Origin of the sequence: Streptomyces sp. 3N207, assembly GCF_052246355.1 — a bacterium.
In the GTDB taxonomy this organism is placed as follows: Bacteria; Actinomycetota; Actinomycetes; order Streptomycetales; family Streptomycetaceae; genus Streptomyces.
This window is the reverse complement of record NZ_JBQQBV010000015.1, coordinates 51626-75543: the sequence shown is the minus strand read 5'-3', so window position 1 is coordinate 75543 and position 23918 is coordinate 51626. Positions and strand designations below refer to the sequence as shown.

Sequence of the window (23918 nt, the reverse complement as noted above, 5' to 3'; positions counted from 1 at the left end):
CGAGGCCCTTTCTCCTCATCTTCCCCGTGGCGTATCTCGTCACGGGCCGGAATTGGCACCGTCCCCACGAGGCGGTCTCGCCTGGAGGGTCCGCGTACACGCGGATCGCGGGATGGTTGCCGGGGCTTCAACGGGCCGTTCCCTCTGCCCCTCTGGATGAGCTGCACTATGGCGCCGGGCGGCCAGGGGCCGCTCGGGCATTTGTCGCGGCGACCCCGAGATGCGGAGGTCACCTGCGTTGTTCAAGACTGTAACTGACGGCGGTCACGCTTGAGAGGGACGTCCGAACCGCGAGATGGATCACCCGCCGCTCGCCTCCGCGCCCTGGGGCCATGGCCTGGGGCTCCGGTCCGGGCCCTCGGCCTGGGCCGGGACACCGCACCACCCGTCGCATCTCAGCCCGACCAGCGGGACCCGACTACAGGAAGGCGCGCACGTGCTCGACGAAGTGGGCCAATGGCTGCGGCGCCGCTCCTGGCGCGTCGCCGACCGGCCGCTGGAGGCGCTGCTGGCGGCCAAGCGCCGCACCGGCACCACAGTCAGCGTGGTGCTGCCCGCGCTCAACGAGGAGGCCACGGTCGGCGACATCGTCTCGGTGATCCGCCGCGAGCTGGCCTCGCCCCACCTCGATTCCGGGACACCGCTGGTGGACGAGCTGATCGTGATGAACTCCGGCTCCACCGACCGCACCGCCGAGGTCGCGGCAGCCGCCGGGGCCAAGGTGATCCACCGGGACGAGGTGCTGCCCAGGCTGCCGACCCGCCCCGGAAAGGGTGAGGTGCTGTGGCGCTCCCTGCTGGCGACCAGCGGCGACATCATCTGCTTCGTCGACGCGGACCTGCGCGAGTTCTCGCCCGACTTCGTCACCGGCATCGTCGGACCGCTGCTGACGGAGCCGGACGTACAGCTGGTCAAGGCGATGTACGACCGCCCGCTGCCCGGCAGCCCGGCCGGCGGCGGGCGGGTGACCGAGCTCGTGGCGCGCCCCCTGCTCAATCTGCACTGGCCGCGGCTGGCCGGGCTCGTCCAGCCGCTGGGCGGCGAGTACGCGGCGCGCCGCTCGCTGCTGGAGCGGCTGCCCTTCCCGGTCGGCTACGGGGTGGAGCTGGCGCTGCTGGTCGACGCGCTGGAGCTGGTGGGGCTGGATGCGCTGGCCCAGGTCGATGTGGGCGTACGGCTGCACCGCAACCAGGACGGGCAGGCGCTCGGCCGGATGGCCACCGCCATCTACGCGGCAGCCGAGCGCCGCATCGGCCGGGGCGGCCCGGCGGTGGCGCACGGTGCGCGGAGCGTGTTCGAGGGACGGTCGGGCGGGACGGCGCTGACCCAGTTCGAACGGGACGAGGCGGGCTGCTTCGTCCCCCGCGGCCACCTGGTGGACGCGGAGGAGCGCCCTCCGATGTGCACGGTGCCCGAGTACGGGCAGCGGGTGGCGGCGTGAGGGCCTCGCCGGACGCTGCTGCGGTACGGGCACGTTTGAGCGGTTTCGGCGACGGCTAGGCTCGCCGCATGGTCGCTGGAGCAACAACATCGCAGGGAGCACGGGGACCGGAGGCGGCAGCGCAGGTGCTCGTCGCATCCAACCGCGGACCGGTGTCCTACACGCTGGGCGACGACGGCACGCTCACCGCCAGGCGCGGCGGCGGCGGGCTGGTCTCCGGACTGTCGGCCATCGGCCCCGAGACCGACGCGGTGTGGGTGTGCGCGGCGCTCGGCGTGGGCGACCGCGAGGCGGTCCGGCGCTCAGGGGGTCACCTGGACGGCGGGGACACCGGCGGGCAGTCCGTACGGATGCTCGACATCCCGCCCGGCACCTTCGAGGCGGCCTACCACGGCATCGCCAACTCCGTGCTGTGGTTCACCCACCACATGCTGTACCAGACGCCGCTGGAGCCGGTCTTCGACCAGGACTTCAGCCGCCAGTGGGCGGAGTACGAGGCGTACAACGCCGCCTTCGCCGAGGCGCTGGCGCAGGAGGCCGGGCAGGGCGCCACGGTGCTGGTGCAGGACTACCACCTCACCCTCGTCCCCGGCCTGCTCCGCCAACGCCGCCCCGATCTGCGGATCGGCCACTTTTCGCACACCCCCTGGGCGCCCGCCGACTACTTCCGGCTGCTCCCGGACGAGGTCGCCACGCAGGTGCTGCGCGGCATGCTCGGCGCCGACCGCACCGCGTTCCTGACCGCACGCTGGGCCCGGCTGTTCACCGAGTGCTGCGAACGGGTGCTGGGCGCGACGGTCACCGGGGAAACCACCGGTCCGGAAGCCGGGGAAGAGGGCGGCGCACTCTCGGTGACCTACGAGGGCCGTACGACGCGGATCGGGGTGCACCCGCTCGGCGCGGACGGCGACTTCCTGCGCGAGCGGGCGCACCGGGAGGACGTCACCGAGCGGATGGCACAGCTGCGCGAACAGGTGGGGACGGGCCCGGACGGAAGCCCCCGCCGGACCATCGTCCGGGTGGACAGGACCGAGCTGTCCAAGAACATCGTCCGCGGCCTGTACGCGTACCGGCGGCTGCTGGCGGACCATCCCGAGTGGCGCGAACGCGTCGTCCATCTGGCGTTCGCCTACCCCTCGCGGCAGGATCTCGCCGTCTACCGCCACTACACGGCCGAGGTGGGCCGGGTCGCCGAGGTGATCAACAAGGAGTTCGGCACCGCTGGCTGGACGCCGGTCCTGCTGCATGTGAAGGACGACTTCGCACGCTCGCTGGCCGCCTACCGGATGGCGGACGTCGCGCTGGTGAACCCGATCCGCGACGGGATGAACCTCGTGGCGAAGGAGATCCCCGTCGTCTCCGACGAGGGCTGTGCCCTGGTCCTCTCCCGGGAGGCCGGAGCGTACGAGGAACTGGCGCCCGACGCCATTTCCGTGCACCCCTTCGACGTGCGGGACACGGCCGCCGCCTTGCGGACGGCGCTGGAGATGGACCCCGCCACCCGCGCGGAGCGGACCCGCCGCCTGGCGGAGACCGCCACCTCCCAGCCCCCGACCCGCTGGCTGCTGAACCAGCTGGAAGCGCTCCGCTGACGGTGCGGACCGCTACAGCGCGTCCGCCAGCGCACGCAGCCAGGCCGCCAGCCCGGCCGGGCCCGTGACACGGACGTCGGCGGCGGTGCGGAGTTGCTCGACCGACTCCGTCGCCGTCTCGGGGGCGCTGTACACCAGCAGCCCCGGCACGCCCTCCCGGCGCAGCGCCGCGACGGTGGCATACGCGGGAAGGTCACCCAGGTCGTCACCGGCGTAGGCGACAGTGGCGGCGGCCCGTTCGCGGATGTAGTCCGCGAGTGCCGCCCCCTTGTCGGCGCCCGGCGGGCGGAGTTCGAGCACCATGCGGCCCGGCTCCACCATGAGTCCATGCCGCTCGGCAAGGGCGTACAGCGGGGTGCGCAGCCGGTCGAGGGCCGCCTCGGGCGAGATCACGCGGCGGGTGTGTACGGCGAGCGCCCGGCCCTTGTCCTCCGTCCAGGTGCCCTCCGGCGCTCCCGACTCGGCGAGCACGGCGGGGAGTTCGGCCCGTACCGCCGCGACCCCCGCGGGGGGTTCGGGTGCCCGCACGACCGGGTCGGCGGCGTCCCACCGTTCGGCCCCGTACGCGCCGAGCACCGTCAGTCCCTCCAGTCCGGCGACGCTCTCGAAGCCGCCGTACCGTACGGCGTCAGCCGCGGGCCGGCCGGTGATGACGGCGACGCCGGCCAGCCGCGGGGCCAGCCGCGCCAGCGCGTGCACTGCTTCGGGGTCGGCCCGCGCGTCCTGCGGGTCGGTGACGATGGGCGCGAGCGTCCCGTCGAAGTCGAACGCGAGCACGGCACGCGCGGGGTCGGCGAGGAGGGCGGCGAGCCCGGCACGCCCGGCCTCCGTCTCCGGGAGCAGGGGAAGCGACATGGCCGCACCATAACCAGCTGTGGTTACAGCTGATGGGTACGGTCCCGGTTGGCCTGTCGGACGCGCCGCAGCCGGTTGACGGTCACGGGATCGTGCCGGGCAGCGCGGGGATCGTCGAGCAGCGCGTTGAGGTACTGGTAGTAGCGCACGGGCGACATGCCGAGCCGCTCCCGGACGGCGCGTTCCTTCTCACCGGGGGAGGCCCATCCGCGGGCGGCGAAGGCGAGCACGGCGCGGTCCTCTTCTGACAGCCCCGTCACCGGTTCCTCGTCCGAGAGCTCCGCCACCGGTTCCTCGTCCGAGAGCTCCGCCACCGCCTCGGCGCTGTCCGCACCGTCACGCTCGCCTTCCATGCCGCTCATCCCTCCACCGTACGCGGGAGGGCTGTCAGGAGCGGCCTCGCACAGCGGTGACGCAGCGCCGGGAGCGGCCCGCATCAGGACGGCGCCGCGTCCTCCTCGACCGCCGCCTTGCGCTGCAGTGTGGTCAGGACGCCCTTCGGGTCGCCGTCCTTCATGGCCGCCTGGCCGATGGTCTTCTTGATGATCGCGCTGGTGTCCGCCCAGGACACCTTGCCCACCGGGTAGAACTCGGCCCCGGCGAGCTGGTCGAGGAAGGGCCAGAGCTTCTTCTGCTTCTTGTCCTTGCGCATCCGCTGGGAGGCGCTGCTGGTGACGGGCAGCAGCCCGTACTGGGACGTGAAGGCGTAGTGGTTCTTCTCCTCGTAGACGAACGCGAGGAACTTGCCGCACGCCTCGCGATGGCCGTTCTTGTTGAACGCCATCATCCAGTCGGCGACGCCGAGGGTGCCCTCGGCGGGGCCGTCGTTGCCGGGCAGCTTGGCGGTGCCGTAGGAGATCTTCTTCTTGTCGGCCTGCTGCATCAGGGTGGGGTGGCCGTTGAGGATGCCCACGTCGCCCTCGGTGAACGCATCGAACATCTTCTGCCGGTCGACGCGCTGGGGGCTGGGTTCGGTGTAGCCGGGGGTGACGAGGTTGTCGCGCAGCCACTGGAACGTCTCGACGTTCTCGGGGGAGTTGAGGGTGTAGTTGCCCACGCTGTCGACGAAGCTTCCGCCGTTGCCGAGTATCCACATCAGGGCCTCGCCCTGGGCTTCCTCGGGGCCGAGCGGCAGACCGTAGGGGATCTTGACGCCGGCCGATTTGAGGGCCTGTGCCGCGGTCTTGAGGTCGCGCCAGCTCTCCGGCGGTTCGTCGGGGTCCAGCCCGGCCTTCTTGAAGAGGTCCTTGTTGTAGAAGAGCACCCGGGTGCTGGCGACGAACGGCAGACCGTACTGGACGCGCCGTACCTCTCCCGCCTCGGCGAGTGCGACGAGGAACTCGGCCTGCGCCGGTATCGGAAGGAGCTCGCTGACCTTGTAGAGCTTTCCCTCGGCTGCCCAGTTGGCGTACGAGTCGACCTGGGCGATGTCCGGCGGGTTGCCCGCCTCGACCATCTCGGTGAGCTTCTTGCTGATGTCGTTCCAGCTGTAGACGGTGACGTCGACCGTGATGTCGGGGTTCTTCTTGGTGAAAGCGTCGGCGAGTTTCCGCCAGTAGATCTTCGAGCTGTTCTCCGCCCCCGGGTTCCCGTAGTCGGCGGCGACGAGCTTCAGCGTCACCTCTCCCGATCCCGGGCCATCGCCGCAGCCGGACAGTGCGGTCATCCCGGCCGCTCCGGCCACTCCGGTCGCGGCCATCCCCAGGAAACGACGCCGATCCATTCTCTACTACCCCTCAACCCTGAGACCTCAGAAGGTGCCACAGGCCCCGATGCCCACTCTCTCCCCCCTGGCATCACCGACCCCGGCCCGATGGGCGGGAGTCTCCCCCCAGGAGGCCCCGAGCGTCTACCGAAACCGGATACCGGTAAGGAATCAGCTTGGCTTCCATTCGGTGATCCGGAACCGGAAGCCGGCAGAGTGGACTAGACCTTTTGGGCTCTCACACGGGAAACTGTTCCCGTGAACACCCGTGACGAGGCCCCCCACACCTCTGCCGTGCGTTACGTCATCGCCCTGGATGTCGGCGGCACCGGCATGAAGGCCGCTCTCATCGGCACCGGCAACGAACTGCTGCACAAGGCGCGTCGGGCCACCGGACGCGAGCGCGGGCCCGAGGCCGTGGTGGCCGGAATCCTCGACTTCGCCGCCGAACTACGCGCCATGGGCCTGGAGCAGTACGGCACCGAGCCGTCCGCCGCGGGCGTCGCCATCCCCGGCACCATCGACGAAGAGGGCGGCGTCGCCGTCTTCTCCGCCAACCTCGGCTGGCGCGACGTCCCCATGCGCGCCCTGCTGAGCGACCGCCTCGGCCAGGGGCGGGATCCGCAACTGCCGCCGCTGCCGGTGGCGCTCGGGCACGATGTGCGTACCGGCGGGCTCGCGGAAGGCCGCATCGGCGCCGGGGAGGGCGTGGACCGCTACCTCTTCCTGCCGCTGGGCACCGGCATCGCGGGCGCCATCGGCATCGGCGACCGGGTCGAACCGGGCGCGCACGGCAGCGCGGGGGAGTTCGGCCACATCGTCGTACGGCCCGATGGCCCGCCCTGCGGCTGCGGACAGCGCGGCTGTCTGGAACGGCTCGCCTCGGCGTCCGCGGTCGGCGCGGCCTGGGCGGCGGCCTGCGGCGACCCCGAGGCGACGGCGGCCGACGCGGCGCAGGCCGTCGAGGCGGGCGACCCACGTGCCCAGCAGGTCTGGGCGGACGCCATCGATGCGCTGGCCAGCGGCCTGGTCACGGGACTTACCCTGCTCGACCCCCGCACACTGATCATCGGCGGCGGCCTCGCCGAGGCGGGCGACACCCTCTTCGTTCCGCTCCGGGAGGCGGTGCGCGAGAAGGTCACCTTTCAGCCACTCCCGGCCATTGTGCCCGCGGCCCTGGGTGACGCCGCGGGCTGCCTGGGCGCGGGGCTCCTCGCCTGGGATCTACTCTCCGCGGAGGTTGCGAGCCGATGAGCAAGCGAACGGTGCTGACCGGTGCCCGGGTGGTGTTGCCCGAAGGGGTGCGGGAGAACGGCAGGCTGACGGTCGAGGGCCGCACCCTCACCGCCGTCGGTCATGGGACCGGACCGGCGGCCGGGAGTCCCGAACCGGGCGCCGGGGCGCTCGATCTGACGGGGCACTGGATCGTGCCCGGCTTCGTCGACACCCACGTACACGGCGGCGGGGGCGCCTCCTTCTCGGCGGGCAGCCACGAGGAGTCGCTGACCGCCATCGGCACCCACCGCGAGCACGGCACCACCACCATGGTCGCCTCCACGGTCACCGGCGACCTGGACGAGCTGTCCCGGCAGGCGGGCTCGCTGAGCGAGCTGGTCGAACAGGGCGATCTGGCGGGCATCCACTTCGAGGGCCCGTTCATCTCCTGCGAACGGCGCGGCGCGCACGAGGAGTCGCTGCTGCGCGACCCCGACCCCGGCGACGTACGCAAGCTGCTGGACGCGGCCCGCGGCCGGGCGGTGATGATGACGCTCGCACCTGAACGGCCCGGCGGGCTGGACTCGGTACGGCTGCTCGCCGACAACGGCGTGATCGCCGCCGTCGGCCACACCGACGGCAGCTACGAGGGCACCCAGGAGGCCATCGACGCCGGAGCCACGGTCGCCACCCATCTGTTCAACGCGATGCCGCCGCTCGGCCACCGGCAGCCCGGCCCGGTCGCCGCGCTGCTGGCGGACGAGCGCGTCACCGTCGAGCTGATCAACGACGGCATCCATCTGCACCCCGCCGTCCTCCGCCTGGCATTCGAGGCGGCGGGCGCCGACCGGGTCGCCTTCATCACCGACGCGATGGGCGCGGCGGGCATGGGCGACGGCCGCTATCCGCTGGGCAACCTGGAGGTCGAGGTGCGGGGCGGCGTGGCCCGGCTGGTGGAGGGCGGCTCGATCGCCGGTTCCACGCTGACGCTCGATCAGGCGTTCAAGCGCGCGGTCACCGTGGACGGGCTGCCGGTCACCGACACCGTCACGGCGCTGTCCGCCACCCCGGCGCGGCTGCTGGGCATGGCCGACCGGGTGGGCTCGATCGAGACCGGGAAGCTGGCGGACCTGGTGGTGCTGGACGAGGAGTTCACGCTGGCCGGAGTCATGCGTCAGGGCAGCTGGATCGTGCCGCCGCGCACCCGCTGAGCCGGTGCAAGGGGTCGCCCGGCGCCTGTTCCAATGGCATGATCGCTCGCGCGGTCGCCGATCGCTCGCGGGTTGCAGAGCCGCCCGTGCGGTCGCGGGCCGCCGAAGTGTCGTATGTCGTGGGTTGTCAGCCGTGGGTTGTATGTCATGAACCGTCGTCAGCCGGGTGAGGGTGGTGCGAGCAGATGATCCTGACCGTCACGCTCAACGCCGCACTCGACCTCACCTACCGTGTGCCCCACCTCGTCCCGCACGCCTCGCACCGGGTGCGGGAGGTGACCGAGCGCCCCGGCGGCAAGGGGCTGAACGTCGCCCGGGTGCTCGGTGCGCTCGGCTTCAGGACGACCGTCACCGGCTTCGTCGGCGGTGAGACGGGCCGCGTCCTGCGGACCCTGCTGGCGGCGGACGCCGCCGAGCACATCGCGGGCGGCGGCACCGCCACCGTCACCGACGCGCTGTTCCAGGTGGCCGGGCGCTCCCGGCGCACCGTCGCTGTCGTCGACGAGACCAACGGCGACACCACCCAGTTCAACGAGCCCGGACCGCACATCACGCCCGAGGAGTGGGACGGCTTCCTGACCGCCTACCGCGAGCTGCTGGGCCGCGGCGCCGAGGCCGTCGCACTGTGCGGCAGCCTGCCGCCGGGCGTGCCCGTCGGTGCGTACGCGACGCTCGTCCGCGAGGCGCGGACGGCCGGGATCCCCGTCCTGCTGGACACCGACGGGGAGCCGCTGCGCCGCGGGCTGGCCGCCCGGCCCGACATCGTCAAGCCCAACGCGGAGGAGCTGGCCGGGATCACCGGGACCGCGGAACCGCTGCGCGCAGCCCGCGCGGCCCAGCGGCGCGGCGCCCATGCGGTGGCGGCCTCACTGGGGGCCGACGGGATGCTGCTGGTCACCCAGGACGGCGCCTGGAGCGCCGCGGTGCCCGAGCGGCTGGCCGGCAACCCGACCGGCGCCGGCGACTCCGCGGTCGCGGGCCTGCTCTCCGGCCTCGCCGAGGGCCTGCCCTGGCCGGACCGGCTGACCCGCGCGGTCGCGCTGTCCGCGGCGACGGTGCGCTCCCCGGTGGCCGGCGAGTTCGACGAGCCGACCTACACGCGGATGCTCCCCTCCGTACGGGTCCGCAAGTCGGAGACTCCTTGAGGGGGTGAGCGGAGGTTGCGGCGACGGCCGGGGAGCCGGCCGTCGAACCTCCGCCCGGCCTGCGCCTCTCAGCCGTTGCTCTTCCAGCCCTTGGTGAGCCAGACCTTGTCCAGGTTGGCCTCGCACCCGGAGCCGCAGGCGATCTTGATCGAGTTCTGGCCCTTTTTGAGCTGGATGAACGAATAGGTGTCCGTCCAGCCCTGTTCCCAGTCGCCTTCCTTGGCGTGGGAGAAGTTCTTCAGCCGCACCGGCCGGCTCTCGGGCTTCCCGTTGACGGTGAGGTCGGCGGCCGTGTCCTTGCCGGGCACGCCGTAGCGGACGTGCAGGGTGTACCTGCCGGCTGCGGGTACGCCCTTCATCTCCCAGGTCGCCGCGGCACCCGGCTGGTTCATGTCGACGTACGCGCCGCCATGGGCCTGGGCACCCGGCACCTGTTTGGCGACGGTGGCGCCGGCGAGGTTGAGGCTGACCGCGTCCTCCTTGGGCAGCGACTTCGGCGCGGGTTCCTTGTCCTTCTTGCCGCCGTTGTCGTTGCCCTGGTTCTGGTCGTCCTGCTGGCTGCCGCCGGTGTCGTTGCCCTGCGCGTCGGCGTTGCCGTCGTCGTTGAAGACGATGGCGGCGCCGATACCGAGGACCACCGCGGCGACGACGGCTATCGCACCCACCAACAGGCCGGTCCGGTTGCGACCGCCGCGGCCGCTGCCCGGTCCGCCCTGCTGCCGCGCCGCGGCGCGCCCGCCGGGCATCGTCTCGGGCGCCGCATAGTGCGGGCTGGGCTGGTTCTCCGGCGGCGGGGGCTGCTGCGGATAGCCGTAACCGGACTGCTGCTGGGGGTGACCGTAGCCTGATCCCTGCTGCGGATAGCCGTAGCCGGAGCCCTGCTGTTGCTGCGGGTAGCCGTAGCCGTACTGCCGCTCGCCGACGGCACGGACCTGGTTGAAGGAGCGACGGGGAACGCCGGGTTGCTGGCCGGGTGCGGCGGACTGCTGGGCGTCGCCCTCCTGCCGGTACAGATACGCGAACGGGTCCTCGTCGCCCCCTTCCGGCGCAGCCCCCGTGCCGTTGTTCTCGGCGGTCATCCCCTCACTCCCTACTGCGTCAGGTATCCGGGCGAGCCTACCTCTCCTGGGTGAACCGCTTGGCACGGTTGCTGGCCGAAGGACCCGGATTGTGCTAGCCCGCCCGACGCTGCCCCTTGGACCGGGACCGCTTCTCCACGTACATGCGCTGGTCAGCGGATTGCAGGACCTCTTCGGCCGTCATTCCGCAGCCCGCCCAGCCGATGCCGAAGCTGGCGCCTACCCGCACCGCACGCCCGTCAACCTGGATCGGCGGGATGATCGCGTTCCGCAGCCGTACGGCCAGGTCCTGCGCCTCCGCCGGGCCCAGCCCGTCGGCCAGCACCACGAACTCGTCGCCGCCCAGCCGGGCGACCGTGTCGTCGTCCCGCACCCCGCCCTCGAGGCGGCGGGCCACTGCGATGAGCACCGCGTCGCCGCAGTGGTGGCCGTAGCGGTCGTTGATGGACTTGAAGCCGTCCAGATCGCAGAAGAGGACGGCGAGCCCCTTCTCACCGGGCCCGTCGCCCTTCGGCGGCACCGCGTGCACATGGTGCGGGTCCGGGCTCCCGCCCCCGGGGCCCGCGGCCGTGCCCGCTCCCGGCTCCGCTCCGGGGCCCGCGCCGGATATCCCACCCAGCCCTTCCAGGTCCCAGAAGCCGTCCCCGGGTCCGTACCCGTATCCGGGCCCGCCGCCCGGGTGCCCGGCGGCGGGGTCGGCGCCGGATGCGGCGTCCGCCGGGGCCACCGGCCGGCCCGGCATCGAACACAGCCTGCCGGCCAGCCGGGCCCGCAGCTCGGCGCTGTTCGGCAGCCCGGTCAGCGAGTCGTGGCTGGCGCGGTGCGCGAGCTGGAGCTCGTGCCGCTTGCGCTCCTCGATGTCCTCGACGTGGGTGAGCAGATAGCGCGGCCCGTCGGCGGTGTCGGCGACCACGGAGTTGCGCAGCGAGACCCACACATAGCTGCCGTCACGCCGCTGCAACCGCAGCTCGGCCCGGCCGCCCTCGGCGGAGGTGCGCAGCAGCGTACGGATGTCCTCCGGGTGGACCAGGTCGGAGAAGGAGTAACGGCGCATCGCGGCAGCAGGGCGGCCCAGCAGCCGGCACAGCGCGTCGTTGATCCGCAGCAGCCGTCCCTGCTGGTCACCGCCCATCTCGGCGACGGCCATCCCGCTCGGCGCGTACTCGAACGCCTGTCGAAAGCTTTCCTCGCTGGCCCGCAGCGCCTGCTGTTCGCGCTCCAGCCGCACCAGGGCCCGCTGCATGTTCGAGCGGAGCCGGGCGTTGCTGATGGCGATGGCGGCCTGCGACGCGTACATCTGCAACGCTTCGCAGCCCCACGCGCCGGGGCGGCGGCCGTTGCGGGGCCGGTCGACGGAGAGCACGCCCAGCAGCTCGCCGTCGGGGGCGTACAGCGGTGCGAAGAGCCGGTCCATGGGGTGCCAGGCGTCAGGCGTGTCCCGCACCGCGGAGGGCGCGTGCCACTCGGGCACCTCGTCGTCGTCCAGCACCCAGCCCTCGGTGTAGGGGATGAAGCAGAGCACTCCCCACTGCTCGCCCATCGTCAGCCGGCGCTCCCAGGAGGCGCGGGAACCGACCCGGCCCGCCATCATCGACTCGGCGGCGGCGCTGCCCGCGACGGCGGCCACGACGAGGTCTCCGTCGGCACGCACCAGGTTGACTGCGGCTATCTCGAAGCCGAGGCCCTCGACCACCCCGTCGGCAACCGTCTGCAAGGTGTCGGCGAGGCTGCGGGCCGTGTTGAGCTGCGCCACGACGCGGTGCAGCTGGCGCAGACTGGCAAGGCGGACGTAGGGCTCCGACTCGGTTTCCATAGCCCTCCCCCTGAGCCTTGCTCGTCAACTCCAGATGCTCGTGGCGTCGCTTCGGGGCCTCACTGCCTCAGCGTCTCGGCTGCGTTCTCGGCTGCCATGGCCACTGAATCACAGCGAGCTGTTCACTCGGTACACAGGGTCAACAATTAATGCCCTCTGTGACTCAAGTCACAACAGTCCGCGACTAGTTGATTGCGCAACGTGTGCCCTGGGCAGCCGCCGCACACGCCCGTGAGGGTCCCGGCATACCCGGCGAGGGCGCCGATGGTCCTAGTCCCCGACTGGTCCCGGAGCCCGATGCGGGGCCGAAAAGGTGGCGGTTAGCGTAGCCAGCGTGTCCCACGCAGTGCAGCAGCAAACGACCCCCGTGCCCCAGGCCCACCCGATGCCCCATGCTGATGGGGTGAGCGACGAGGAGTTCCGCGCGGCGATGGCGCGACTGGCGGCCGGCGTGGTGCTTGTCACCGCGCACGACCCCGAGGAGGGAGCACGCGGCGAGGACGTCGGCATGACGGCCACCGCGTTCATGTCCGTCTCGCTGGAGCCGCCGCTGGTCCTGGTCAGCGTGCGCGAGGAGTCGCGGATGGACGAGCTGCTCTCCCGCCAGGACCACTGGGCCGTCTCCCTGCTCACGGAGGCCCAACACCAGACCGCCGGCCGCTTCGCCATGAAGGCGCGGCTCAGCGACCGGCTCCTCTTCCAGGAGCTCCCCCACACCCGCGGTACCGCCAGCGGCGCACCCCTGGTGGACGGCGCGCTGGCAGCCGTCGAGTGCCGTACGGAACAGCGGGTGACGGCGGGCGACCACACCCTGGTCATCGGGCGCGTCCTGGCCACCCGGCTCACCCACGGCGGGGGCGGGCCGCTGCTCTACTACAGCGGGCGGTACCGCTCGCTGCGCTGACCCCGCGGGGCTTCACCGGTTCCGGGGAGGGGGTGCCCCTGTCCGGCGATTGCGGGCAGCGGGTGCGCGACAGTTGGCGGGGGGCACCTCCCCGCGCGCCTCCGGGAGCGCGGGGCGTCAGTCCCAGCCGCGTCCCGTACGGCCCCGCTTCAGCTCACTGCGCTGCTTCTTCTGGCGGAGCCTGCGCTCGTTGATCCCGCGGGGCAGCTTCTTCTTGCGCCGCGGGGGCGGCGGGGGCGCCGTCGCCTCCGCGAGCAGGGAGGCCATCCGCACCGCCGCCGTCTCCCGGTTACGCCACTGCGAACGGTGCTCACTCGCCCGTACGACCAGCACGGCGCCGTCCACCAGGCGGTTCGCCAGCCGCTCCAGCGCACGGCTCTTCCACACCTCGGGCAGCGCCTGGGTGCCCGCCAGGTCGAAGCGCAGCTCGGCCTGGCTGTCGCTGGTGTTCACATGCTGGCCGCCCGGCCCCGACGAACGCGTGAAGCGCCACGTCAGCTCGGCCTCGGGCAGGGCGACCGCGCCTCGGATGTAGTAGGGACCGGACATGGGTTCCATGGTCCGGCCTCCCGGCGCGGCCGTCATCCGCTTTTCCGACAGCGGACGAGGATCTCCGCCGGAGCGCTCCCGGACCCTCCCCGGACGGCCGCGAAGGTAAAGGAAGCAAAGTCCGACCGGAAAGCTGGAACCCGTCCGTCCCTCGGTAGCGTTGTGGAAGGTGTGAGGCGTGCGGCCGCAGACCCCGGTGTGGTTGCGATCCGGCGCCGGTGATTTCCTCAGGGATCACCATCAGAGCCAGACACGACAGAAGGGCACCCCATGGCTGTAAGCCTGTCCAAAGGCGGCAACGTCTCGCTCACCAAGGAGGCACCGGGCCTGACCGCCGTCACGGTCGGCCTCGGCTGGGACGTGCGTACCACCACCGGCACGGACTTCGACCTGGACGCCAGCGCCATCGCGGTGACGGCCGAGGGCAAGGTCTACTCCGACCAGCACTTCATCTTCTTCAACAACAAGGCGACGCCGGACCAGTCCATCGTGCACACCGGTGACAACGTCACCGGTGAGGGCGAGGGCGACGACGAGCAGATCAACGTCAACCTGGCCGCGCTGCCCGGCGAGATCGACAAGATCGTCTTCCCGGTCTCGATCTACGACGCGGAGAGCCGCAGCCAGAACTTCGGCCAGGTGCGGAACGCCTTCATCCGCATCATCAACCAGGCCGGCGGCACCGAGATCGCCCGCTACGACCTGAGCGAGGACGCCGCCACCGAGACCGCCATGGTCTTCGGCGAGCTGTACCGCAACGGCGCGGAGTGGAAGTTCCGCGCCGTCGGCCAGGGGTACGCCTCCGGCCTGGTGGGCATCGCCCAGGACTTCGGCGTCAACGTCTGAAGCAGCCCCACGCGACGCGGGTGGCGCTCTCCCCCGGGGGAGCGCCACCCGCGCCACTCCGGCGCCCACCGCCCCGGCGGGCGGCTGGGCGGCCGTGACACGATCGCGCCGTGCTCGACATCGGCTACGCCCTCTCCCGCCGCTTCCCCGATCCGCCCCAGACGGACTACCGCAGCGCTGACGTGCACACGCTGCGGCACGATCTCTTCTGCGGGGACATCTATCTCGCCGACACCGCCGCCGACCGCGAGCTGTCCACAGCCTGGGGATGGGTGCCGGTGCTCGACTTCGCGTGGGCGCTGTGCGACATCGTCGAAGAGCTGGACCGCGACAACCGCGGTAGTCGTTCGCCCGGCCCGCACCGGGCCACCCTGGATTTCACCGAGTCCGCCGAACTGCTCCGCTTCACCCGCCGTTTCGGCTGGGTGGAGATCACCGCGGACTGGTCGGCGGACGACGAAGGCCCGCTCTCCTTCTCCCACAGCGAGCTGCGCCGGGAGGCCCGCGACTTCCTGCACGATCTCGTCGCGGACCTCACCGACATGCACGAGGGCCTGGACGGCAACCCGGTCCTGTGGACCCTGACGGCCCGCTTCCCGCGGGTCCAGTGACCGCCGGACGGGGGCAGGGAGGGCACGCGGGCCCGCGCGGCTGACGGGACCGCGCCCCGGTCAGCCGTTCGCTGACACCCGCAACAGCACGGTCCCGTGCGCCGGAACGGTTGCCGACAGCTGCCCCGTCGAGGTGCTGTCCTGGTGCTTCCACAGGTCGCGTACGTCGTAGGAACCTGCCTGCGGCAAGCCGGTGTCGGTGGCTGCGGTGGAGATCGTCTGCTGGCTGTCGGTCTCGTTGAAGAGCGCGACGGCCCGGCTGCCGTCGGACATCTCCTTGGCCACGACCCAGCGCCCGTCCTGCTGCGAGACGACCTCCCCTTGCTTGCCGAGCTCGTCCTGGTCGACGGCGATGACCTCCTTGTTGCCGAGGATCTCCAGTGTCTTGTCATCGGCCTTGCGCAGATCGGAGCCGATGAGCAGCGGGGCGGCCATCACGGACCACATGGAGAAGTGGGTGCGGTACTCGGTGTCGCTCATACCGCCGTTGCCGACCTCCAGCATGTCGGGATCGTTCCAGCGCCCGGGACCGGCGTACGGGGCCAGCGGCAGGTTCTGCTTCATGATGCCCAGAATGCTGTCCCAGCTGTCCGAGATGTCGCCTGTGGTGCGCCACAGATGGCCGATCCCGCCGGCCCACTCCCACGGCTTGTTCTCGCCCCACTCGCAAATGCTGTAAACGATGTCGCGGCCGGTCTTGTCCAGCGCGTCGCGCATCGCCTGGTACCGCTCCTGGGCCGGGACGCCCTCGTTGTTGCAGTTGTCGTACTTGAGGTAGTCCACGCCCCAGTCTGCGAACTGCCGCGCGTCGCTCTCCTCGTGGCCGAGCGCGCCCGGCATCCCCGGATCGCTGTCGCAGGTGCGGGTGCCCGCACTGGTGTAGATGCCCAGCTTGAGCCCCTTCGCGTGTACGTAGTCGGCGAGGGCCTTGATGCCGCCGGGGAACCGCTCCTTGTGGGGGACGAGCTTGCCGTCGGCGTCGCGTTCGGGCTCCGCCCAGCAGTCGTCGAGGTTGACGTACTCGTAGCCCGCCTCCTTGAGGCCCTTCTCGACGAAGATGTCGGCGGTCTTCTTGACCATCTCCTCGTCGAACTCGGGCCCGCAGTGCGTGGCGTTCCAGTTGTTGAACCCCATGGGCGGCGTCTTGGCGAGATCGTCACCGGGTGGTGCCGCCGATGCCGGGATCCGGGCTTCGGCGGCGGCAGGACCGCTGGCGGCGGCGGCCGGTCCGGCGGCAGCGGCAGGTCCGGCCGCGGCAGCAGGCGCGGCCAGTCCCGCGCCGCACAGCAGCATGGCGACGAGGGCGCTGGTCGGTCTCGGTCGGGTGGCACGGCGCAATACGGTGGGGCGCATTCCCGTCCTCCTCAAGGCTCGGCAGGCTGTTCCCCGTCCCCCGCATCGCCCGCGAACTGAGCGGCAGGGCAGCCCTGTTGACGTCCACACCGTAGAACTCTGTTCGGCTCTGTTGGAACCCTCTGGTCAAATGTTTGTTTCCGTGCGTTTCCTCGTCTCCCCCCTCAACGCTCCACCCGCACCCCGATCTGCGCGGCGAACGCCGGAGCCAGCTCCAGCAGTTGCCCCGGACTGATGACGGCGCCCGCCAGCCGGTCCACCCCCGAAATGAGGTCCAGCTCCGTCACCCTGCGCAGGTCCACATCCGTGAGCCGTACCTGATTGAACTCCGCACGGCGCAGTACGCAGTCGCGGAACGCCACCCGCTCGAGCGAAGCCCCGCCGAAATCCGGCTCATTCAGCACGCAGCCCTCGAAGGTGACATCGGTCAGCCGTGCCTGACGGAGATTCAGGTAATCGATCTTCCCGCCCCGCACCAGGACCCGGTTCAGCCGCGCTCCGTGCAACTGGATGCCGCCCAGGCGCGCGTCCCGCAGCTCCACATCGCGCAGCTCCGCCCCCGCCAGCTGGGCGCCGACCCCCCAGACCCCCTCCAGCACGGAGTCGATCACTCTCAGCCGGTCGAGGCGGGCTTCGTCGAGCGCACACCGGTACATCCCCACGTCCAGAAACGTGGCCCCGCCCCCGTCGGCCCCGCTCAGATCGAGCCCCTCGAACCGCACCCCGTCGTAGTCCCCGTCCGGCTCCAGGCCCCGGCCCTCGAAGGGCCGCAGCTCGGGCAGGGAGATCTCCGGGCGCCGTGCTTCACGTACTGCCGATGTCGCCATGTCCTCATGCTGCCCTCGGCCACTGACAGCGGGGCACGCGATCGAGCCGTCGAGCCGCGTCGAACCGCTCAGCCGGTCAGCCGGTCACCAGTTGACTTGAACCACACTTCAAGTCGGAGTCTTGGGCGAGCCGGCTGCTCCGCACGACCGTCCACCGCACCTCCGCACCTCCGCACCTCCGCAAAGGAGCGAACGCCATGCATGCCGTACGCCTGCACGCCTTCGGGCCCGCCGAGAACCTGACGTACGAGGAGGTGCCCGACCCTCTCCCAGGCCCCGGCCAGGTGCGGATCGCCGTGCAGGCCGCGGGCGTGCACCTGATCGACACCACCCTGCGCGCGGGTGTCAGAAGCGGCCCGCTGCCCCTCCCCGAGCTGCCCACCGTCCCCGGCCGCGAGGTCGCCGGGACCGTCGAGGCGCTGGGTGAGGGCACGCCCGCACACTGGCTCGGCCGCCGCGTCACCGTGCATCTGGGCGCGGCGCCCGGCGGTTACGCGGAGCTGGCCGTCGCCGACGCCGCCGCGCTCCAGCCCGTACCCGACCCGCTCTCCGCGCCGCAGGCCGTCGCCATGGTCGGCACCGGGCGCACCGTCATGGGCGTACTGCGCGGAGCCGAGATCGATCCCGAGGACACCGTTCTGGTACTGAGCGCCGCCGGCGGCATGGGCACACTGTTGACGCAGTACGCCAAGGACCGCGGCGCCCGCGTCATCGGTGCGGCGGGCGGCCCGGCCAAGACGGCGACCGTCCGCGAGCTGGGCGCCGATCTCGCCGTCGACTACACGCTTACCGACTGGGCCGACCGCATCCGCGCGGCGTACGGCGAACGCCCCGTACGCCATCTGTTCGACGGTCCGGGCGGCGCGCTCGCCCGTACGGCGCTGGACCTGGTGGGGCCCGGCGGCACGCACTACGCGTACGGCGGCTCGTCCACGCTGCCGACGGGCGACGGCCGGCAGCCGCCGCCCGTGGAAGCCCTCACCCCCGAGGAGCCCGCCTCCCGGGGCATCACCGTCCGTCCCCTGGAAGCCGCCTTCATGCTGGAGCACAAGCGGGAACTGGAGGACGAGTCGCTGGCGCTGGCCGCCAAGGGAGTGCTGACGCCGCTCGTGGACGCGTTTCCGCTCGCGCAGGCGGCGGACGCCCACCGTGCGCTGGAGACGCGGGCCACCTCGGGAAAGGTGGTGCTGGTCCCATAACCGTCGTTCGGGCGCGGAGAACCGGTGCGCTGGCCTAGCGTTCCTCCCATGACCACCAGGACCGGGAACCGGAAGCGCTGGCTCGTCGGGGTGACCCTGCTGTGCGCCTTGGCCGTGGTGACGGCAGCCGTGGTACTGATCCGGCAGTACCAGCGGGAGTGGCAGACCACATCCCTCTCCGTGCAGGAAGGCTGGCGTGCCTCCCAGGTGTACGAGGAGGCCGACAAGGCGCTCTCCGTACCCGAAGGGACGACGGAGAAGGCGGCGAAGCGCGCCGCCCGCCAGGGCAAGCTCAGGCTGCCCGCGGCGGCGAAGGGCAACCCGGAGGGGTATCTCCACCCCTCCACCTATGACGTACGGCCCGAGACGACCCCGACCCAACTGGTCAAGGCCATGACCAAGAGGGCCCGTGAGCGGCACGCCGCGGCAGGCTCGCCCGACTACGACACTCTCACCATCGCCAGCGTCATCCAGGCCGAGGCGGACAACCCCGAGGACATGGCCAAGGTCTCCCGCGTCATACAGAACCGCCTCAAGCGCGATATGCCGCTCCAGATGGACTCGACCATCAACTACGCGCTCGACCGTTCCACCCTCAACACCAGCCACGCCGACACCCGCGTCAACTCGCCCTACAACACTTACCGTCACAAGGGCCTGCCGCCGTCCCCCATCGACAACCCGGGCCCCGATGCGCTCGAAGCCGCCCAGCACCCCGCCTCCGGCGACTGGCTCTACTTCGTCACCGTCAAACCGGGCGACACCCGCTTCACAGCCGACTACGAGCAGCACAAGAAGTGGGTTGAGGAGTTCAACTCGGAACAGGCCAACGGCGCCTGAGCCGCGGGCTGCGGCCTTGTTCCGGTGAGGGGGTGCCCTCGTCCGTCGTCCGCGGGCAGTCTGCGCGCTCTTTCAGGACAGGCCCGTCGGACGCTGGCCGTCCCGGCGGCGCTTGCGTGCCGCCATCACCGTCAGCCAGATCACCCCGGCCACCAGCAGTACGCCCACCACCACGATCACGACGCCCATGGCGCCGCCGCCTCCACCGTCTCCGCCGGGCAGGGCCGGCTCTTCGGGGGCGATATCTGCGAGATTCATCGCGTTGTCTCCATGGCTGTTCGGCCCCTCAGGGCGCATCGTCAGGTCGGACGGGTACGGGTACGGGTGCGGAAGCGGACGTGGAAGCGGACGTGGAACGGGAAGCGGCCGGCGGGAGGGAGGCGGACCCCGCGCCGAGCCCCAGCACGAGCATCAACAGCACGGGGAACTCCAGGTACGCGTGATACGTGGCGACCGCCGCGTACAGCTCCTTCCCCGAGGCGTAGTCACTGGCGAACAGCGCCGCCAGCGCCGCGCCGCCCGCCAGCCCCAGCGCCCACACCCGCCACCCTCGCAGCAGCGGTACCCGCCGCTCGAAGGAGACGGTCGCCTCCGGCGCGTACCGCGGAAGGAACCAGACCCACACCACGTAGTGCATCGTCTGGAGGAAGGCGAAGAGCGCCAGGAACCGCAACGCCACCGCCGAGTCCAGCCAGGCTGGTGGCGTGTACGCAGCGGACAGCCGGTCCGCCCACGCCGTTCCCGGTGCCGACCAGCCGTCGAACGCGCCCGCCAGCAGCAAGCCGGGCACCACCAGCACCCAGCCGCACTGCACCGCGCGGAACAGCCGCCGCCCCCGCTCCAGCCCACGTGACCACTCCCAGAGGAACAGCAGCGGCACCACGTTGTGCAGGTGAGCGAGGACCACGAAGTGGTAGTCGGGATAGGCCAGCGAACAGGCAGCCGCGCACACCAGCACCCCGCCCGCCGCCACGCACAACCCGGGCCGCCCGCGCAGCCCGTGCACACAGGCGGCGCCCAGCAGCCCGTAGGCGAGCAGGATTTCCGCCACCCGCGGCAGTTCGCCGGCCGGCAGCAGGCGGCACAGCACGATCCCGGAGGTCAGGAGAAGCAGCAGACGCAGGAACGGCCCGGCCAGTACGGCGTCGAAGCGGCCCAGCACATAACGCAGCTCCGTGACGTTGTGCAGAATGCCGAAGAGCGCCAGCCCGAACACCGTCGTCCCCACGGGCAGCCGCAACGCCAGGGCCAGCGCACCCACCACCGCCAACGGAAACCCGACCATCGCCACCGGTCCCAGCACGGTCCTCCGCGGCACGGTCCCCCGCGGGCCACCGCCCCCGGCCGCGCCCTGCGCCGCACCGGCGAGGTGTACGCCCGTCGCCCCCGTGGCCATGTCACCCCTCCCCCGTGACACGATCCCGGTCGTGCCCTACGCCTTGGCCCTCGGCCTCACCCTGCTCGTCGAGGTACCGGTCTACTCGGTGGCGCTGCGGGCACTCGGACGCGTAAGCGCGGGCCGGGCCCTCACCGCCGCCCTGCTCGTCAACTGCCTGACGCATCCGCCGCTCTGGTGGTTCCTGACCAGCGGTTTCCCGGGCGGGGCACCTGCGGCGGGCACGACCTCGGCAGCGTACCCGGTGCTCCTTCTGCTGAGCGAGGCCGCGGTCTGGCTGGCAGAGACGCTTCTGCTCCGCTACGGCCTGGGCCTACGCGGCCCCCTCCCCTACGCCCTCTCCCTCACCGCCAACACCGCCTCCCTCCTCCTCGGCCTCGTCCTTACGCCCTGACGGCGCCCCTGCGGCGGCTGCCCAGACCTATTTCAACCCCCGCCTTTCAAGTTCGGCATCGTGGAGCTCGGCGTAGACGGCGTCCGGGTCGAGGTGGGTCTCGGGCCGGTCCAGGTCAGCGGTTGACCGGATGGGGACCGCGATACCCAGCTCGGCGAGCAGTTCGGCCGCCTCTGCACTGAAGTGCTCGGCCACTTCCGCGAACTCCTCCTCGGGGACACTGAAGTAGTCGTCCACGATTGCCCCGGCGAAGGTATTCCCTCCCATGAGCATGAAAGAGCCCTCGGTGTCGCGGTGGACAATCCGCGCCGGCCGGTCTGTCGGCTCGTCCGGATGCACCCAGTATCCGTAGCAGTCCCCGTCCTCATGCTTGGCGACGACCTTGACGTACTGGGCCATCCGACGGTCGACCACGCCGCCCGCGGTGGTGGGCGCGGCGGGGGCTCGCTCGTCGCGGGAGCTCTGTTCCAGCAGAGGATCGATCTCTCCCGACTCCAGGAATCTGATGCCGAACTGCTCGTAGAACGCTTGGCGTCCCTCCCACTGCGCAATCAGCAGCCCCCGCAGATCTTCCGGTACCCGGCGTCCGTCCAACCGTTCACGGGAGAAGCTTTCCAACCTGTCATCCCTGTCATCGAACAAGGGGCCCCCTCTTGATCGTCAGCAGTACGAAGGTAGTGAGACCAACATCCGCACCGACAGCGCGGCGCACCCCGAAGTCAGACCCCTGGTGAGGACGGTGACCGCATTCCCGCACGGTGATCGCGGTGAGTCGCTGGCGGGCGTTGTGAGCCATCGTTGATGTTGTCATCGCTGAAGCCAGGGACGGTGGCGAATCAGCTGGGACGCTTTCTCCCGGTGCTCTCTGACGCTGAGCTCCTACGCACCTCTCACCCAACCAGCTACTCTCGCACGGTAGTTGGGAGTCGGAAGATGGAGACAGACATGGTCGTGCTCGTCATCGTCATATGCCTGGCTCTCATCGGTGCGGTGGCCTACGTCGCCCATCGTCGTGGCGTCGGTGGCTCCAGCGGGACTCTGACCCCGGAGGAGCGGGAACGTGGCCTCGCCGCCGAAGAAAAGGCCCGAGCCATCCACCAGCAGACCCACTGGCGACGTCTCTGAGCATCCCCCTTCACCAGCCCGCCTCCACTGGCAGCTCGCACCTGGGGGCAAGGGCCCACCCGTACTCGCTGCGGGCTCGCGATCCGTAAGCCATGGGCGGCAGCTGAAACGGCACGCGTCCCGGCGGCCGGCCGGTTCCCTGTACGACGACCGGCGGGAACCACTGCGGCTGGAATGCCTCTCCGTGGAGGTGGATGACGCCCGGGACCTGTACCAGTCTTCCGCGTACGCCAGACTCGCCGAACGCCGTCCCGCGCTGCTGGCAGACGCCCGGAAGAGATCACCGCAATGACCGTGCCCCCGGACCACGGCTCCGCCCGCTGCGAAGCCGGCCAAGTCGGTAGCGGCCTCAGCGATCACCCCGGTTGCTGTACTTCGCTGCCGTACGGCACGAAGAGGCCCCGCACCGATCCCGGTACGGGGCCTCTGACCTGCGGAGCCGCCTGTCGGATTCGAACCGACGACCTTCTGTTTACAAGACAGATGCTCTAACCAGCTGAGCTAAGGCGGCGGGGTGTCGTCGCTCGAGCAGTGTACCTGGGAGCTGGATCGTGATGTCTGGGGCTACTGACAAAAGCGCGGGGAGGAGCTAGCGTCTCGCCAGGTCCACGCGGTGGACTACACCTCCCTTTACGACGGATCGTCCGGCACGTACCTGCCGGTGAAGGAGAAGAGAACATGGCCACGGTCACCTACGACCAGGCGACCCGGGTGTACCCCGGCGCCGAGACCCCCGCCGTAGACAAGCTCGACATCGAGATCGCGGACGGGGAGTTCCTCGTTCTCGTCGGTCCCTCCGGTTGCGGTAAGTCCACCTCGCTGCGGATGCTCGCGGGGCTGGAGGACGTGAACGAGGGCAACATACGCATCGGTGACCGCGACGTCACCCACCTTCCGCCGAAGGACCGGGACATCGCGATGGTCTTCCAGAACTACGCGCTGTACCCGCACATGACCGTGGCCGACAACATGGGCTTCGCGCTCAAGATCGCGGGTGTGCCGAAGAGCGAGATCCGCAAGAAGGTCGAGGACGCGGCCAAGATCCTCGACCTGACCAAGTACCTGGACCGCAAGCCCAAGGCGCTCTCCGGTGGTCAGCGGCAGCGGGTCGCGATGGGCCGGGCCATCGTCCGGGAGCCGCAGGTCTTCCTGATGGACGAGCCGCTCTCGAACCTGGACGCCAAGCTCCGCGTCCAGACCCGTACCGAGATCGCGAGCCTTCAGCGCCGCCTCGGCATCACCACCGTGTACGTCACCCACGACCAGGTCGAGGCCCTGACGATGGGCGACCGCGTGGCGGTGCTCAAGGACGGACTGCTCCAGCAGGTCGACAGCCCGCGCAACATGTACGACCGCCCCAACAACCTGTTCGTCGCGGGCTTCATCGGCTCCCCGGCCATGAACCTGGTCGAGGTCCCGATCACCGACGGCGGCGTCAAGTTCGGCAACAGCGTGGTGCCGGTCGAGCGCGAGGCACTCACCGCCGCCTCGGACAAGGGTGACAAGACGGTCACGGTCGGCGTCCGACCCGAGCACTTCGACCTGGTGAACGGGGACGGCAACGGCAAGGCCCTGTCCAAGGACGAGAAGGCCGGCGTCCCCGTCACCGTGAACGTCGTCGAGGAGCTGGGTGCCGACGGCTACGTCTACGGCACCGCCGAGATCGGCGGCGAGAAGCGTGACCTGGTGGTCCGCGTTCCGGGCCGCGCAGTCCCGGAGAAGGGCGCCACGATCCACGTGGTGCCGCAGGGTGGCGAGACCCACGTCTTCTCCACCTCCTCCGGCGAGCGACTGAGCGACTGACGACACCCGACCCCT

The 23918-nt window shown here is 71.0% G+C and carries 23 protein-coding genes, 1 tRNA gene, 1 pseudogene and 1 riboswitch; of the genes and pseudogenes, 13 read left to right on the top strand and 12 right to left on the bottom strand.

Going from position 1 to position 23918, the window contains the following annotated elements; genetic code table 11:
- Nucleotides 1–12: 12 nt before the first annotated feature.
- Nucleotides 13–163: riboswitch (SAM riboswitch) on the bottom strand.
- Nucleotides 164–436: 273 nt separating this feature from the next.
- Nucleotides 437–1441: a glucosyl-3-phosphoglycerate synthase gene (locus ACTWP9_RS23140; protein ID WP_443248154.1), complete on the top strand. Its 1005-nt coding sequence runs from the start codon at nucleotides 437–439 to the stop codon at nucleotides 1439–1441.
- A gap of 68 nt (nucleotides 1442–1509) precedes the next feature.
- Nucleotides 1510–3033, top strand: a complete 1524-nt coding sequence (locus tag ACTWP9_RS23135; protein ID WP_443248153.1) for an alpha,alpha-trehalose-phosphate synthase (UDP-forming) — start codon at nucleotides 1510–1512, stop codon at nucleotides 3031–3033.
- A gap of 12 nt (nucleotides 3034–3045) precedes the next feature.
- On the opposite strand, the gene otsB is transcribed toward ACTWP9_RS23135, so the two are convergent.
- The 3 genes from otsB to ACTWP9_RS23120 form a co-directional block, all read right to left on the bottom strand.
- Nucleotides 3046–3888 carry a trehalose-phosphatase gene (otsB, locus tag ACTWP9_RS23130; protein ID WP_443248152.1) on the bottom strand — a complete coding sequence of 281 codons (843 nt, stop codon included), beginning with the start codon at nucleotides 3886–3888 and terminating at the stop codon, nucleotides 3046–3048.
- Nucleotides 3889–3911: 23 nt separating this feature from the next.
- Nucleotides 3912–4241 (bottom strand): DUF3263 domain-containing protein, encoded by a 330-nt coding sequence (locus ACTWP9_RS23125; protein ID WP_443248254.1) that lies wholly within the window; start codon nucleotides 4239–4241, stop codon nucleotides 3912–3914.
- Between the two features lie 83 nt (nucleotides 4242–4324).
- The gene (locus tag ACTWP9_RS23120) at nucleotides 4325–5611 is read right to left on the bottom strand and encodes an ABC transporter substrate-binding protein (RefSeq protein WP_443248151.1); all 1287 of its coding nucleotides are present in this window, start codon (nucleotides 5609–5611) and stop codon (nucleotides 4325–4327) included.
- A 276-nt stretch (nucleotides 5612–5887) separates the two neighbouring features.
- Here ACTWP9_RS23120 and ACTWP9_RS23115 point away from each other — a divergent pair, with 276 nt between their 5' ends.
- The 3 genes from ACTWP9_RS23115 to ACTWP9_RS23105 all read left to right on the top strand — a co-directional run bounded on the left by ACTWP9_RS23115 (nucleotide 5888) and on the right by ACTWP9_RS23105 (nucleotide 9164).
- Nucleotides 5888–6847 carry an ROK family protein gene (locus ACTWP9_RS23115; RefSeq protein WP_443248253.1) on the top strand — a complete coding sequence of 320 codons (960 nt, stop codon included), beginning with the start codon at nucleotides 5888–5890 and terminating at the stop codon, nucleotides 6845–6847.
- Nucleotides 6844–8019, top strand: a complete 1176-nt coding sequence (gene nagA / locus ACTWP9_RS23110) for an N-acetylglucosamine-6-phosphate deacetylase (protein ID WP_443248150.1) — start codon at nucleotides 6844–6846, stop codon at nucleotides 8017–8019. Before ACTWP9_RS23115 ends, nagA begins: the two co-directional genes overlap by 4 nt.
- Nucleotides 8020–8204: 185 nt before the next feature.
- A complete protein-coding gene (locus ACTWP9_RS23105; RefSeq protein WP_443248149.1) occupies nucleotides 8205–9164 on the top strand; it encodes a 1-phosphofructokinase family hexose kinase in 960 nt (319 codons plus the stop codon).
- 68 nt (nucleotides 9165–9232) lie between these two features.
- Here ACTWP9_RS23105 and ACTWP9_RS23100 read toward each other — a convergent pair whose 3' ends face one another.
- Nucleotides 9233–10243 carry a hypothetical protein gene (locus ACTWP9_RS23100; protein ID WP_443248148.1) on the bottom strand — a complete coding sequence of 337 codons (1011 nt, stop codon included), beginning with the start codon at nucleotides 10241–10243 and terminating at the stop codon, nucleotides 9233–9235.
- Nucleotides 10244–10337: 94 nt separating this feature from the next.
- Nucleotides 10338–12056: a diguanylate cyclase CdgB gene (gene cdgB, locus ACTWP9_RS23095; protein WP_443248147.1), complete on the bottom strand. Its 1719-nt coding sequence runs from the start codon at nucleotides 12054–12056 to the stop codon at nucleotides 10338–10340.
- 430 nt (nucleotides 12057–12486) lie between these two features.
- Here cdgB and ACTWP9_RS23090 point away from each other — a divergent pair, with 430 nt between their 5' ends.
- A complete protein-coding gene (locus ACTWP9_RS23090) occupies nucleotides 12487–12960 on the top strand; it encodes a flavin reductase family protein (RefSeq protein WP_443248252.1) in 474 nt (157 codons plus the stop codon).
- Between the two features lie 117 nt (nucleotides 12961–13077).
- Here the strand turns inward: ACTWP9_RS23090 and arfB are convergent, their stop codons facing one another.
- The gene (gene arfB / locus ACTWP9_RS23085) at nucleotides 13078–13518 is read right to left on the bottom strand and encodes an alternative ribosome rescue aminoacyl-tRNA hydrolase ArfB (RefSeq protein ID WP_443248146.1); all 441 of its coding nucleotides are present in this window, start codon (nucleotides 13516–13518) and stop codon (nucleotides 13078–13080) included.
- A gap of 261 nt (nucleotides 13519–13779) precedes the next feature.
- On the opposite strand from arfB, the gene ACTWP9_RS23080 reads away from it, so the two are divergent.
- Together ACTWP9_RS23080 and ACTWP9_RS23075 are read left to right on the top strand one after the other, a co-directional pair.
- A complete protein-coding gene (locus ACTWP9_RS23080) occupies nucleotides 13780–14355 on the top strand; it encodes a TerD family protein (RefSeq protein ID WP_443248145.1) in 576 nt (191 codons plus the stop codon).
- Nucleotides 14356–14465: 110 nt separating this feature from the next.
- Nucleotides 14466–14966, top strand: a complete 501-nt coding sequence (locus tag ACTWP9_RS23075; protein ID WP_443248144.1) for a hypothetical protein — start codon at nucleotides 14466–14468, stop codon at nucleotides 14964–14966.
- A 66-nt stretch (nucleotides 14967–15032) separates the two neighbouring features.
- Here the strand turns inward: ACTWP9_RS23075 and ACTWP9_RS23070 are convergent.
- Together ACTWP9_RS23070 and ACTWP9_RS23065 are read right to left on the bottom strand one after the other, a co-directional pair.
- A pseudogene (locus ACTWP9_RS23070) lies at nucleotides 15033–16319 on the bottom strand (glycoside hydrolase family 27 protein); the annotation flags it as partial.
- Nucleotides 16320–16483: 164 nt separating this feature from the next.
- Nucleotides 16484–17146 (bottom strand): pentapeptide repeat-containing protein, encoded by a 663-nt coding sequence (locus tag ACTWP9_RS23065; protein ID WP_443248143.1) that lies wholly within the window; start codon nucleotides 17144–17146, stop codon nucleotides 16484–16486.
- A 197-nt stretch (nucleotides 17147–17343) separates the two neighbouring features.
- Between ACTWP9_RS23065 and ACTWP9_RS23060 the strand changes: the two genes are divergently transcribed.
- Together ACTWP9_RS23060 and mltG are read left to right on the top strand one after the other, a co-directional pair.
- Entirely contained in the window at nucleotides 17344–18345 is a 1002-nt protein-coding gene (locus ACTWP9_RS23060) for a zinc-binding dehydrogenase (protein ID WP_443248142.1), read from the top strand.
- Between the two features lie 48 nt (nucleotides 18346–18393).
- Nucleotides 18394–19185, top strand: a complete 792-nt coding sequence (mltG, locus tag ACTWP9_RS23055) for an endolytic transglycosylase MltG (RefSeq protein ID WP_443248141.1) — start codon at nucleotides 18394–18396, stop codon at nucleotides 19183–19185.
- 72 nt (nucleotides 19186–19257) lie between these two features.
- Here the strand turns inward: mltG and ACTWP9_RS23050 are convergent, their stop codons facing one another.
- On the bottom strand, nucleotides 19258–19443 hold the full coding sequence (locus tag ACTWP9_RS23050) for a hypothetical protein (RefSeq protein WP_443248140.1): 186 nt from the start codon (nucleotides 19441–19443) through the stop codon (nucleotides 19258–19260).
- A 28-nt stretch (nucleotides 19444–19471) separates the two neighbouring features.
- A complete protein-coding gene (locus ACTWP9_RS23045; protein ID WP_443248139.1) occupies nucleotides 19472–20581 on the bottom strand; it encodes a hypothetical protein in 1110 nt (369 codons plus the stop codon).
- A 31-nt stretch (nucleotides 20582–20612) separates the two neighbouring features.
- On the opposite strand from ACTWP9_RS23045, the gene ACTWP9_RS23040 reads away from it, so the two are divergent.
- Nucleotides 20613–20975, top strand: coding sequence for a hypothetical protein (locus ACTWP9_RS23040; protein WP_443248138.1), 363 nt, complete (start codon nucleotides 20613–20615; stop codon nucleotides 20973–20975).
- Between the two features lie 27 nt (nucleotides 20976–21002).
- Here ACTWP9_RS23040 and ACTWP9_RS23035 read toward each other — a convergent pair whose 3' ends face one another.
- Complete coding sequence (locus tag ACTWP9_RS23035) at nucleotides 21003–21593, bottom strand: hypothetical protein (RefSeq protein ID WP_443248137.1); 591 nt, start codon at nucleotides 21591–21593, stop codon at nucleotides 21003–21005.
- Nucleotides 21594–21908: 315 nt separating this feature from the next.
- Between ACTWP9_RS23035 and ACTWP9_RS23030 the strand changes: the two genes are divergently transcribed.
- Nucleotides 21909–22100 (top strand): hypothetical protein, encoded by a 192-nt coding sequence (locus ACTWP9_RS23030; RefSeq protein WP_443248136.1) that lies wholly within the window; start codon nucleotides 21909–21911, stop codon nucleotides 22098–22100.
- A 437-nt stretch (nucleotides 22101–22537) separates the two neighbouring features.
- Here ACTWP9_RS23030 and ACTWP9_RS23025 read toward each other — a convergent pair.
- Nucleotides 22538–22611: transfer RNA gene (locus tag ACTWP9_RS23025), tRNA-Thr, on the bottom strand.
- A 167-nt stretch (nucleotides 22612–22778) separates the two neighbouring features.
- Here ACTWP9_RS23025 and ACTWP9_RS23020 point away from each other — a divergent pair.
- Nucleotides 22779–23903 (top strand): ABC transporter ATP-binding protein, encoded by a 1125-nt coding sequence (locus ACTWP9_RS23020; RefSeq protein WP_443248135.1) that lies wholly within the window; start codon nucleotides 22779–22781, stop codon nucleotides 23901–23903.
- Nucleotides 23904–23918: the final 15 nt, after the last annotated feature.